This is a genomic window from Pseudomonas sp. P129 (assembly GCF_020312195.1).
Taxonomy (GTDB): Bacteria; Pseudomonadota; Gammaproteobacteria; order Pseudomonadales; family Pseudomonadaceae; genus Aquipseudomonas; species Aquipseudomonas fragariae.
This window is the reverse complement of sequence record NZ_JAGPYS010000001.1, coordinates 1,217,071-1,229,853: the sequence shown is the minus strand read 5'-3', so window position 1 is coordinate 1,229,853 and position 12,783 is coordinate 1,217,071. Positions and strand designations below refer to the sequence as shown.

At 60.5% G+C, this 12,783-nt stretch carries 10 protein-coding genes; 5 read left to right on the top strand and 5 right to left on the bottom strand.

Translation table 11 applies throughout. The features are described 5' to 3' along the window. Positions 1-94: 94 nt before the first annotated feature. Genes KBY02_RS05390 through KBY02_RS05380 form a run of 3 tightly spaced genes read right to left on the bottom strand, consistent with a single transcriptional unit; the run spans position 95 to position 3,668 of the window. A complete protein-coding gene (locus KBY02_RS05390) occupies positions 95-1,252 on the bottom strand; it encodes a M20 aminoacylase family protein (protein WP_011268489.1) in 1,158 nt (385 codons plus the stop codon). Between the two features lie 4 nt (positions 1,253-1,256). Continuing rightward, positions 1,257-2,774 carry an aldehyde dehydrogenase family protein gene (locus KBY02_RS05385; protein WP_011268490.1) on the bottom strand — a complete coding sequence of 506 codons (1,518 nt, stop codon included), beginning with the start codon at positions 2,772-2,774 and terminating at the stop codon, positions 1,257-1,259. Positions 2,775-2,777: 3 nt separating this feature from the next. Beyond that, positions 2,778-3,668, bottom strand: coding sequence for an NAD(P)-dependent oxidoreductase (locus KBY02_RS05380; protein ID WP_225649947.1), 891 nt, complete (start codon positions 3,666-3,668; stop codon positions 2,778-2,780). 161 nt (positions 3,669-3,829) lie between these two features. Between KBY02_RS05380 and KBY02_RS05375 the strand changes: the two genes are divergently transcribed. Further along, entirely contained in the window at positions 3,830-4,735 is a 906-nt protein-coding gene (locus KBY02_RS05375) for a LysR family transcriptional regulator (protein WP_024639142.1), read from the top strand. Positions 4,736-4,839: 104 nt separating this feature from the next. Then, complete coding sequence (locus KBY02_RS05370) at positions 4,840-6,075, top strand: zinc-dependent alcohol dehydrogenase (RefSeq protein ID WP_011268492.1); 1,236 nt, start codon at positions 4,840-4,842, stop codon at positions 6,073-6,075. Between the two features lie 756 nt (positions 6,076-6,831). On the opposite strand, the gene KBY02_RS05365 is transcribed toward KBY02_RS05370, so the two are convergent. Beyond that, the gene (locus tag KBY02_RS05365) at positions 6,832-7,563 is read right to left on the bottom strand and encodes an aspartate/glutamate racemase family protein (protein ID WP_003412566.1); all 732 of its coding nucleotides are present in this window, start codon (positions 7,561-7,563) and stop codon (positions 6,832-6,834) included. 10 nt (positions 7,564-7,573) lie between these two features. Further along, complete coding sequence (locus KBY02_RS05360) at positions 7,574-8,293, bottom strand: GntR family transcriptional regulator (protein ID WP_003406418.1); 720 nt, start codon at positions 8,291-8,293, stop codon at positions 7,574-7,576. A gap of 344 nt (positions 8,294-8,637) precedes the next feature. On the opposite strand from KBY02_RS05360, the gene KBY02_RS05355 reads away from it, so the two are divergent. The 3 genes from KBY02_RS05355 to KBY02_RS05345 all read left to right on the top strand — a co-directional run bounded on the left by KBY02_RS05355 (position 8,638) and on the right by KBY02_RS05345 (position 12,775). Further along, positions 8,638-10,089, top strand: coding sequence for an NCS1 family nucleobase:cation symporter-1 (locus KBY02_RS05355; protein WP_011268495.1), 1,452 nt, complete (start codon positions 8,638-8,640; stop codon positions 10,087-10,089). Positions 10,090-10,374: 285 nt separating this feature from the next. Continuing rightward, entirely contained in the window at positions 10,375-12,450 is a 2,076-nt protein-coding gene (locus KBY02_RS05350; RefSeq protein WP_096135421.1) for a PAS domain-containing sensor histidine kinase, read from the top strand. Position 12,451: 1 nt separating this feature from the next. Then, positions 12,452-12,775, top strand: coding sequence for a hypothetical protein (locus tag KBY02_RS05345; RefSeq protein WP_096135420.1), 324 nt, complete (start codon positions 12,452-12,454; stop codon positions 12,773-12,775). Positions 12,776-12,783 lie beyond the last annotated feature (8 nt).

Here is a 12,783-nt window from a genome sequence, read left to right as displayed (position 1 = left end):
TACATCCCCTGCGGAGGTACCGTCCTTTTCGCGAACCGCGTCGCTCCTATGACCTACGGCCAGCATCAAAGGCAGGCGTAAGCGCGAGAGCCATTCAAGCCACCGGCAAACACTGCTCCACCAGCGAGGTCCAGACCGCAACGCCGGGCTCAATCACCTGGTCGTTGAAGTCGTAGTAAGGGTTGTGCAACGCCGCTGACGGCTTCTCGCCGTCGACGCCCATCCAGATGTAAGCACCGGGACAGGCATGCAGCATGAAGGCGAAGTCTTCAGAGGCCATCGACGGGTTGCAGCCCCACTGCACGTTGGCCTCGCCGACTGCGGCGACTGCTGCACGACGGATCGTGGCAGCCGCTTCGACGTGGTTTTCGGTCACCGGGTAGCCGACGTTGTAAACCAGCTCGCCGCGCACGCCGAAGGCCGTCGGCAAACGCTCGACGAACTCGCCGATCAGTTGCTGAACCTTTTCGCGCACAGGGGTTTGCAGGCAACGCACGGTGCCACGCAGCGTGGCGGTTTCCGGGATCACGTTGATCGCCTCGCCGGCATTGAACTGAGTGATGCTGACCACCGCCGAATCGAGCGGCGACAGGCGCCGGGAGACAATGGTTTGCAGCCCCAGCACCAGCTCGGCCGCGGCCACGATCGGATCATTGCCCTTGTCCGGCATGGCCGCGTGGCTGCCTTTGCCGGTCAGGGTGATTTCAAAGGTGTCGAGCGACGCCATCATCGGCCCCGGATTGATCACCACCTTGCCCGCAGGCACGCCCGGCCAGTTGTGCAGGCCGTAGATGGCTTCCATCGGAAAGCGTTCGAACAGCCCGTCTTCGATCATTCGCTGTGCGCCGCCGAGGTTCTCTTCGGCAGGCTGGAAGACGAAATGCACCGTGCCGCGAAAGCGCCGAGTCTCGGCCAGATGCCTGGCGGTGGCCAGCAGGATCGCGGTGTGGCCATCATGGCCGCAGGCGTGCATGCAACCCTTGTGGGTCGACTTGTGAACGCTGTCGCCCAGTTCCTGAATCGGCAAGGCATCCATGTCGGCACGCAGGCCGATGGTCGGACCGTCACCATTACGCAGGGTGCCAACCACACCAGTGCCGCCCAGCCCACGGTGGATCTCGATGCCGAAACCGCTCAGCAACTCAGCCACCTTGTCAGAGGTTTTCAGCTCCTGAAACCCCAGTTCCGGCGCGGCATGGAGGGTGCGGCGCCACACAGTTGCTTCGTCAATCAACGTCTTTGAAATGGACATGTGCTTACTCCAGACTCGCGCCGTAGCCAAAGCTGGCGGCTGGCTTGGCGGCGGTTTCGACCCAGACGCTTTTCACTTCACTGTACTCGCGCAGGGCATCCAGACCGGAAGACCGGCCATAACCACTCTCACCATAGCCGCCGAACGGCGAACTGACGTGAATAGTCTTGTAACCGTTGACCCAGAAGGTCCCGGCTCGCACTTGTCTGGCAACGCGGTGAGCACGACCGACATCGCGGGTCCAGACACCACCGGCCAGGCCGAAACGGCTGTCGTTGGCGATGCGGATCGCGTCCTCTTCGTCTTTGAATGGAATCGCCACCACCACCGGGCCGAAGATTTCTTCCTGCGCGCAGTACAGCGCGTTGGTGCCTGCCAGGACGGTCGGATTGATGTAGTAACCGGGTTTTTCCGGGATCGGATCAGCGTGCTCGCCCACCAGCTTCGCGCCGTCTTTGAGCGCCTGCTCGACCATGTTTTTCACGTGGTTGTATTGCTTGGCGTTGTTGATCGGGCCGATCTGGGTTTCCGGATCGCTCGGATCACCGACCTTGAACTGCGTCGCAGCCACCGCCAGGGCATTGGTGAACTTCTCGAAGATCGATTCCTGCACCAGCAGCCGCGAACCGGACACACAGCTCTGCCCGGCACCGGAAAAGATCGCGGCCTGGGCACCGCGCAAGGCGACTTCCAGGTCGGCGTCGTCGAACACGATGTTGGCCGACTTGCCGCCCAGCTCCAGCACCGCAGGAATGCAACGCTGCGCCGCTGCCACGGCGATATGCCGGCCAGTGGCTGGCGAGCCGACGAACACCACCTTGCGAATGTCAGCCTTGGCGATGAACGCCTGGCCGATGGAATGACCGAAACCGGCAATCACGTTGACCAGCCCTTTCGGCACGCCGGCCCGCTCTATCAGCACGCCGACCATCAGCGAGCTGAGCGGGGTCAGTTCCGACGGTTTGAGAATGACCGCGTTGCCCGCTGCAATCGCCGGGGCGATCTGCCAGCCACAGGTGAAGATCGGCGCATTCCAGGGCGTAATCTGCAACACCGTGCCCAGCGGTTCGTAGGTCACATAGTTCAGATGCGTGGTCGGCACCGGGATGATCTCGCCGTGCAGCTTGTCCGCCCAACCAGCGTAATACTCGAACATCTCGGCCACTTTGAGCACTTCGACGCGGGCGTCACGGATCGGCTTGTTGGCGGTCAGGGATTCGATCTGCGCGAGGTTTTCCAGCTCGTCACGAATCAGATTGCCCACCTGATACATGGCACGGCCACGCGCCTGAGCAGTCAGCGCCCACCATTGTTGTTGCGCAGCCCTGGCAGCCTTGTCGGCCACTTCAACCAACGACTCGTCGGCGTCCGGGAAACTCAGCAGCAGGCTGTCGTCATGGGCATTGCGCACTTCGACGGGCGCGCCGTGACCTTCGATGAACTGGCCGCCGACGTAGCTGGCGATGACACTGCGATCGCCCCAGTAAGGACGCATCAGTTCGAGGATTCTTGCAGTGCTCATCGCTTATTCTCCATGACCGTAAAGTTTGCCATCGGTGCGTTGCACGATGGCGCAGAAGTCTTCGTTGTCCGCCAGGGTTTCACTGCTGGCCTGCCACAACTGCGCGACGACGCGCGACAGCGGCAGGTCCATGTCCAGGCTGTCCGCCAGATCGCTGGCCAGGCCGACGTCCTTGCGCATCAGGCCCATGGTGAAGCCGGAGTCATAGGCCTTGTTGAGTACCCAGGTCGGGAACATCACTTGCGTGGCACCGCTGCGTCCGGAACCGGCATTCAGACCCTGCAGAAGTTTTTCCGGATCGACCCCTGCACGCGCGGCCATCGCCACGGCTTCGGCAGTGCTGATCAGGTGACAGGCGGCGAGCATGTTGTTGGCGATCTTGGCCACGTTCCCTGCGCCACATTGCCCGACGTGCACGCGTGTCCCGCTCATGCCTTCCAGGACCGGCATGGCGCGCGCCAGGTCAGCATCCTCGGCACCGATCACCATCGACATGCTGCCGGTGGCAGCGCCTTTCGGGCCGCCAGACACCGGCGCGTCGATGAAGGCGATGCCGTTCTTCGCCAGCTCGGCGGCGACCTTACGGCTCATTTCCGGCGTCGACGTCGTGGTATCGACGACGATAAGGCCCTTGCGACCCACCTCGTTGATGCCACCCGCGCTGAGGCACACCGACTCCACGTGCTCGGCCTTGGGCAGCGAGAGGATCAGAATGTCCACGCCTTGAATCAGTTGCGTGCGATCGGCAACCGGCTTGACGCCCTTGCTTTCGGCCTGGGCCAGCGCGGCCTGCGACAGGTCGAAGCCGCTGACATCAAAGCCCTTGCCGGCCAGCGTGGCCGCCATGCCGCCGCCCATGTTGCCCAGTCCGATCACACCTGCTTTCAAAGTCATGTCTGCATCCCGATCAAAGATTTTGTACGAATTAGAGGATGACGCTGCGGGCCCCTGCGGCCGGCAATGTGCTGGTGATTCGAGTATGGACAGCGCTCTCCCCTCTCAGCAATAATCCAAAAATCGAATTTATGTTGCCTTTAGCGCAACACTGGAAGCCCATGAGCCTCGTTCAAGATCGACGCATCCTGTACTTTTTCGAAGCCGTACGATTGGGCAGCGTCCGGGCTGCCGCCGACTTCCTCAACGTTGCGCCTTCGGCGGTCAGCCGCCAGATCGCGCAACTGGAACAGGAGCTGGGTTCCCCCCTGCTGGAGCGCCATCGACGCGGCGTCAAACCGACCGAGGCGGGCGACAAGGTGCTGGCCTATTACCGCCAGCGACTGACGCAGCAGGAGGTCCTGCTGGATTCGATTCAGGCGCTGAAAGGCTTGCACAGCGGCTCGGTGACGCTGGTCTCCGGGGAGGGGTTTCTGGAAAGTCTCGCGCAGCCGCTGGCCCGGTTTTCCGAGCTGTACCCCAGGATCGAACTGATCGTGAACGTCTGCGGCAGCAACGAAGTGATTCGCCAGGTGGTCGAGGATGAAGCGCACATCGGCCTGGTCTTCAATCCGGCTGCCGACCCGAAAATCCGCTCGCATGCGCATCAGCGTCAACCGGTCTGTGTGATCACCGCGCCTGATCACCCGCTGACCGACGAACCAGGCCCGATACAGCTGCGGGCACTTGAAGACTACCGTGTCGCCCTGCCTGCGGTGTCTTACGGTATCCGCCAGATTCTGCTGCAAGCCGAGCACCAGCTGGGCATCACCGTGCAGCCGACGCTGACCTGCAGCACCTTCGCCATGCTCAAGCACTTCGCCATGCAAGGGGGCGTCACGCTGCTGCCGACCTTTGTCGTGGAGGAAGAAATAAGGGCCGGAAGATTGCGTGCCCTGCCCTTGCAGCATGAGGTGTTCAGCAGCCCGCAAACCCACCTGATCAGCCGCCTGGGCCGTCAACTGAGCGTTGGTGCCAACCGCCTGATGGGCATGCTGTTGCAGGATATGACAGCGTTCCGCAACTGACCTACCGTTAGTCCGCGCGTCAAGCAATCGCGCTGAACCAACAAAAAGCTCATGGTTCATCTTCAGTAACGGAGCGGAATTCCTGCTGCCACTGAGGATTGATCATGAGAGCTTTGACTTACCACGGCGCGAACAGTGTAAAGGTCGATACGGTGCCGGACCCTGTGATCGAGCAAGCGGATGACATCATTCTGCGCGTAACGGCGACCGCTATCTGCGGTTCCGACCTGCACTTGTATCGCGGCAAAATCCCTACGGTTGAACACGGCGACATCTTCGGTCACGAGTTCATGGGCGTCGTGGAAGAGACCGGCTCGGCCGTCACGGCTGTAGCCAAAGGCGATCGCGTGGTGATCCCGTTCGTCATCGCCTGCGGCAGCTGCTTTTTCTGCAACCTCGACCAGTTCGCGGCCTGCGAAACCACCAACACCGGACGTGGCGCGATTCTCAACAAAAAGTCGATTCCACCAGGGGCGGCGCTGTTCGGCTTCAGCCATCTGTATGGCGGCGTTCCGGGCGGTCAGGCTGAATACGTGCGAGTACCCAAGGCCAACGTTGGTCCGTTCAAGGTGCCAGGCACGCTGGCTGACGAGAAGGTTCTGTTCCTCTCCGATATTCTCCCCACCGCCTGGCAGGCTGTACTCAACGCCGGGATTGGCCAGGGTTCGACGGTTGCCATTTACGGTGCTGGCCCGGTCGGCCTGATGAGCGCGGCGTGCGCAAAAATGCTCGGTGCGGAAAAGATCTTCATGGTCGATCACCATCCGTATCGTCTGGCCTATGCGCAGAAAACCTACGGCGTGATCCCGATCAATTTCGATGAAGACGATGATCCGGCTGACACGATCATTCGCCAGACCGCCGGCATGCGCGGCGTGGATGGCGTAATCGACGCAGTGGGTTTCGAGGCCAAAGGCAGCACCACGGAAACCATCCTTGCCACGCTGAAGCTGGAAGGCAGCAGCGGCAAGGCATTGCGTCAGTGCATCGCAGCAGTACGACGCGGCGGCGTGGTCAGTGTGCCAGGGGTATATGCCGGGTTCATCCATGGCTTCATGTTCGGCGATGCGTTCGACAAGGGCCTGACCTTCAAAATGGGCCAGACCCACGTGCATCGCTTCATGCCTGAATTGCTGGAACACATCGAGGCCGGCCGCCTGGAACCCGAAGCCATCATCACGCACCGGATGTCACTGGAGGATGCGGCGAAGGGCTACAAGCTGTTCGACAAGAAGGAAGAAGATTGCCGCAAGGTCATCCTGACGCCTGGCAACAACACGATTGTGGTGCCGGACGACACGACTGAAGCCCTGGTCGGGGGTGGCGTGCCGGCTATGTAAGGTACGGGTTCGCCTTTGATTCTGGCCTAAGGCCGCAGGAGCGAACGTGTTCGGGAACGGTATTGCAGACGATGTATGTTCATCGTTCATGCCACCCCTTTCGCGAACAAGTTCGCTCCTACGCCCTGCGGGCAGAAGCTTGAAAACGGTGTTTCAGACGATGTATGTTCATCGTTCATACCGCTCCCTTCGCGAACACGTTCGCTCCTACGCCCTCCGGGCAGAAGCCTGAAAACGGTGTTTCAGACGATGTATGTTCATCGTTCATGCCGCCCCTTTCGCGAACAAGTTCGCTCCTACGCCCTCCGGGCAGAAGCCTGAGAACATTTCAGACGATGTATGTTCATCGTTCATGCCGCCCCTTTCGCGAACACGTTCGCTCCTACGCCCTGCGGGCAGAGGTCTGAGAACAGTATTTCAGACGATGTATGTTCATCGTTCATGCCGCCCCTTTCGCGAACACGTTTGCTCCTACGCCCTCCGGGCAGAAGCCTGAGAACATTTCAGACGATGTATGTTCATCGTTCATGCCGCCCCTTTCGCGAACACGTTCGCTCCTACGCCCTGCGGGCAGAAGCTTGAAAATGTCACTACCACGCAGAGCGCTCATCGTTATGCGCACGTTCGCTTTTGACTCTGGCCGTAGGCCGTAGGAGCGAACGTGTTCGCGAACGGTATTGCAGACGGTGTATGTTCATCGTTCATGCCGCCCCTTTCGCGAACACGTTCGCTCCTGCGCCCTGCGGGCAAACGCCATCACCGGCTCAGGTAGGCAAACCGGCCTTTGAACGGTTTGCCGATGGGGTCGGCCAGGTCGCCGTGTTTGCTGGTGGTCAGGCCCAGATCCACCAGCGATTCGGCCAGTTTCACCGCCGCTGCCACGCCGTCGATGACCGGCAGGCCAATCGCTTCGCTCAGTTGCCTGCCCAGATCCGCCATCCCGCCGCAACCCAGCACAATGGCTCCCGCCCCTTCTTCGTCACGGGCGCGACGGGCCTGTTCGGCCATGCATTCGATGAGCTCCGGCCCGCTTTCCTCCAGCGCCAGCACCGGCAGATCGATACAGCGCACCGATGTGCATAACTCACTGAAGCCATAACGCTGCAGCAAGTGCTCGGCGATGATCCGCGTGCGGGTCAGCGTCGTGACCACGGCGAAACGGGTAGAAATCAGGCTGGCCATATGAAAGGCCGCTTCGGCGATGCCGATCACCGGGGCGCTGGCGTACTCGCGTGCCGCCAGCAGGCCGGGGTCGCCGAAACAGGCGATGATGTGCGCGTCGACCTGTTGCTCGCGGCCCTTGCGCACTTCTTCCAGCACGCCCAGCGTTGCTATCGCCTCATCGAAATGGCCTTCGATGGACACCGGGCCATCCGCCGGACTGCAGGCGATGATCTGTGTGCCTGGGCGCGCCACGGCTTGCGCGGCCAGACCGATCTTGTGGGTCATGGCTTCGCTGGTATTGGGGTTGATCACTTGAATACGCACCGGAACTCCTTCAGCGCCGTTTGAAAATGCTATGAAAATCCACTGTCTCGCTGAGCGGCGCATCCACATTCAGGCTGGCGCGGATGCGGCGCAAATGCTCGGCCATCCATTCGCGCGCCTGTTCGCCCTGCCCGCTTTCGAGCAAGGCCAGCAAGTCGACATGCTGGCCACAATCACACCCGACACTGCGTCGCGAACCGTACACCGCCACAATCAACGAGGACCGCGTGGTGAGCTGCGCGACCTGTTCGGTCAACACCTGATTGCCCGCCAGCGCGCTCAACTGCACATGAAAGCGCGCCGACAGTTGAATCGCTTCGCTGTGGCGCCCGGCGTGTTGCGCCTCATGCTCCTGATCGCAAAGCGCACGCAGTGCATCCAGACGCCGGCCGCCGACTCGCGTGGCGATCTCGGCCATCAGCGCGGGCTCGATCAGTTGCCTGGCACCCAATACATCCTGTGCTTCCTGAGCCGACGGTTGCGCGACCTCCGCGCCGCGCTTGGGGCGCAGGGTCACCAGCCGTTCCAGCGCCAGACGCTGCAAGACCTTGCGAATGCCGGTGCGGCTGATCTCGAACACTTCGGCCAGTGCGTCCTCGGGCAAGCGCGTTCCCGGAGCGAGCCGGTGTTCGACGATGGCTTCCAGAACATGCTGGTAAATCTGTTCATCACGGCCCTTTTCAGCGGCAGAAGGCGTGAGAAACAACGGGGCACTGTCAGGTCGGATCATGGCTTCACATCACATTGGCATTACAGATCGTATACAAGAATAGTGCCTGATACGGAACATGATGAGTAGCGCGATTTGAATAACTGGCCAGAGAGCCACTCAATTGAAAACGAATAAATCGCACCGTAAATGAGCAAAAGCGCCCTGTTTACGTGCACTTCAAATCACTGCTCGGACTTGCCCGATTTACCCGCCTGTCTCAGTAAAAACGCCCTAAAACAAGACTCGCGGCCATTCCCTACCAACGAGAAATCGTATGGCACATGTTTTGCGTACACGATCGTATACAAAAAAATCATCGATCGTACTCCGATCCCGTCACGACACACCGAGGGAGTCACGCAATGACAGATCAACGCCCGGCCGGGTACAGCCCGCGCCTGCACAACCACGATCTGGGGCCGGTGCCGCAGAAGTGGACCTGGTACAACATTCTGGCGTTCTGGATGAGCGATGTGCACAGCGTCGGCGGCTACGTTTTTGCCGCCAGTCTGTTCGCCCTGGGCCTGGCCAGTTGGCAGGTGCTGATCGCCCTGCTGGTGGGGATCTGCATCATTCAGGTGATTGCCAATCTGGTCGCCAAACCCAGTCAGCAAGCCGCCGTGCCCTACCCGGTCATTTGCCGCCTGGCTTTCGGCGTGTTCGGTGCCAACATTCCCGCCATCATTCGCGGGCTCATCGCCGTGGCGTGGTACGGCATTCAAACCTACCTGGCGTCCAGCGCACTGGTGATCGTGGTGCTGCGTTTCTTCCCGGAACTGGCCGTCTATCAAAGCGTGACATTTCTCGGACTGTCCTGGCTCGGCTGGTTCGGCTTTCTGGCGTTGTGGGTGGTGCAAGCCGCGGTGTTCTGGACGGGTATGGAGTCGATCAGGCGCTTCATCGACTGGGCCGGCCCTGCCGTTTATGCGGTGATGTTCGCTCTGGCAGGCTGGATTGTCTGGCGCGCCGGCTGGGACAACATCAGTTTTACTCTGGCTGAAAAGGAGTTGTCCGGCTGGGCAGCGTTCGGCCAGGTGGTCATGGCCATTGCGCTGGTGGTCTCGTATTTCTCCGGGCCGACGCTGAACTTCGGTGATTTCAGCCGCTATTGCCGCAGCATGGCCGACGTGCGCCGCGGCAATTTCTGGGGCTTACCGGTGAATTTTCTGGCGTTTTCACTGGTAACAGTGGTGATCGTCTCGGGCACGTTGCCGATTTTCGGTGAGATGATCCACGACCCGATTGCGACCGTCGCGCGCATCGACAACACCACGGCCGTGCTGCTCGGCGCCTTTACCTTCGTCACCGCCACGGTCGGCATCAATATCGTCGCCAACTTCGTTTCCCCCGCCTTCGACTTCGCCAACGTGGCGCCCAGCCGCATCAGCTGGCGGGCAGGCGGCATGATCGCAGCGGTAGCGTCGATCTTCATTACGCCCTGGAACCTGTTCAACAACCCTGAAGTGATTCACTACACCCTCGACGTGCTGGCGGCCTGTATCGGCCCACTGTTCGGCATCCTGCTGGTGGATTACTACCTGATCAAGAAGCAGCAGATCGATGTGGATGCCCTGTTCGATGACACGCCAAGCGGTCGCTACTGGTACACCAACGGCGTGAACTGGATCGCGGTCAAGGCATTGCTGCTCACCGCACTGGTCGGTCTGTGCTTCACCTTTGTCGAGTGGTTCAAGCCGATTGCCAACTTCGCCTGGTTTACCGGCTGCATCCTGGGCGGCGCAGTGTTTTACGCGTTGACCCGCTGGTCGCCCGTACAGGCTGCCAACCTTCCTGCGCCTGTCGGCCAGCATTGAGACGTCGCAAGACGCCAATACCTGAATGAAACCAGCGCTTTCAGAGGATTCGCCAAGCCCGGCATGACCTGAAAGCGCTGCCCCGCCTGCTCCGCCGAAAATAACGCACGCCCCGATGATATTAATTTAATATCACCCACTCCAGAATCATTGAATGATCGAGTGTCACTCATCGTTTGTGAGGCCTGAAGCACAAAATAGAATAAATTTTGTACAACTTTCAGGCCGCTGCGCTGCCCTATGACTGAGTCTTTGTGAACCAGGCGTTCAAGTGGGTCGATAGTGATGAGCAATGATGTTTTTGGCGGCAGGCCATTCGCCCCCCAGCCACCCGTTCCCTCGGCGCAGGAAGCAGCCGAGCGGCTGCAACTTGCCCTGGAGTCAGGGGCGGTTGTCGGTACCTGGGTGTGGGACATCATTGCCGATCAGTTGACCGGCGATGAGCGTTTTGCCCGGACCTTCGGCTTGTGCCCGAAGCTGTGCGCCAAAGGTTTGCCACTGGAACTGGTGATTGCCTCCATTCATCCTGACGATTCGGCCAGAGTCGACAAGTCAATCGAGGAAGCGCTGCAGAGTAGCGAAACCTATCGATGCGAATACCGGGTTCTCCATGAAGACGGTATTTATCGCTGGATCGAAGCCAGCGGAAGAATCGAACGCGACAGTCGTGGCAAACCCATTCGCAGTCCAGGTGTATTGCTTGATATAGACGGCCGTCGCACTGCCGAATACGAGCGCGACCGCCTCAACGAGTTGCTGAGAATATTCACAGCTGCCGTTCCCGGAGTTGTCTACGCCAAGGATCTCGAAGGTCGAATGCTGGTCGCCAATCGTGGCACCGCTGACCTGATCGGCAAGCCGCCCGAGTTTTTCATTGGCAAGACGGACCTGGAATTTCTGGATGATCAGGAACAGGCGCGGACGCTTATGGAAACCGACCGCCGGATCATGCAGAGCAATGTCAGCGAACAGATCGAAGAACAGGTAAACCTGGCTGACGGCTCTGCAGCGATATGGCTCTCGACCAAAGCGCCGCTGCTCGATGCCAGCGGTGAAGTGATCGGTCTGATCGGCTCCTCTATCGATGTAACCGCCAGAAAAAAAGCCGAAGAAGCGGTCAGAGAACTCAACCAGACACTAGAACAGCGCATCGAACAAGCCGTTTTCGAACGCGAGCAGATCGAAGACGCCCTGCGTCACTCGCAGAAGATGGATGCCGTCGGACAACTGACGGGGGGCATCGCCCATGATTTCAACAACTTGCTGGCCGGCATTTCCGGCAGCCTGGAACTGATCACCAAACGCCTGGCCCAGGGCCGCGTCGGTGACGTCGACCGTTACGTGTCGGTCGCCCAGGGCGCAGTACGCCGCGCCGCATCGCTGACCCACCGCCTGCTGGCGTTCTCAAGACGCCAGACACTGTCGCCAAGAGTCACCGACGTGAACGGGTTGATTCATGACATGGAAGAGTTGATCGCGCGCACGGTCGGCCCGGAGATAGACATCAAGGTCGTCGCCCATGATGACCTGTGGCCCGCGCTGATCGATCATGCCCAGCTGGAAAGCTCGCTGCTTAACCTGTGCCTGAACGCCCGTGACGCAATGCCCAACGGCGGGCGCATTATCATCGAGACCGCCAATGCGTCCCTCGAAGAGTGCACCGACCCGGATCACGGCATTCCTGCCGGCGAGCACCTGAGCATCCGCGTGACCGACACGGGCATCGGCATGAGTCCGGACATTGCCGCCAAAGCCTTTGAACCATTCTTCACCACCAAGGCCATCGGTGCCGGCACCGGTCTCGGGCTGTCGATGGTGTATGGCTTTGTGCGCCAGTCCGGCGGGCAGATTCGCGTCGAGTCGGTCGAAGGCCAGGGCACCAGCGTGGTCATGCACCTGCCACGCCACACCGCTGACAACGCTCCCCGCGCCGTTGAACCGGAAGTCATCGAAGAGCCGCCGCATCACACCGGCGAAACCGTTCTGGTCGTAGACGACGAACCCTCGGTGAGGATGCTCGTCGCCGAAGTCATCAGCGGTCTGGGCTACAACTGCCTGGAGGCGGCAGACGCACAATCAGGCTTGCAGATCCTGCAGTCGGACACACGCATCGACCTGCTGATCAGTGACATAGGCTTGCCAGGCGGCATGAATGGCCGAGAAATGGCCGATGCGGCCGGTGACTGTCGACCAGGCTTGCCGACCCTGTTCATCACCGGTTACGCCAAGACATCCGTGCTGGACGATTGCCACCTGCGGCCTTGCACGCAAGTGCTGACCAAGCCGTTCGGGCTGGACGCCCTGGCCGGGCGGGTGACAGGTCTGATCGGCGCTGACGCGGTCGCCCGCGGGTATTCGTGAGGTGAACCCGACCACGCCTGATGGTCGGTATTTCGTGGTCAAGGGGCAACTCTGGCGGTGCTCCAATCCCTCCTTGAGCGACGACGTCCGCCAGCACCTTGTGGATGAGCTGATGGCTGCACGTCGTGCAGTGAAAGCCGCCAAGGCATCCGAAGAACCCGCAGCCCTGAAGGCGGCTCGGGCCAGTGTCGACAAGGCCAAAGTTGCACTGGGCGAGCGCGGTGAAGTCTGGTGGACCGATGGCACCGAGGATTTCAATCGGCGCAAGGTGATAAACACGCCCTATGCCCAGTGGTACCTCGACCTGAATCACCCTGCCATCTGAAGCTGCCA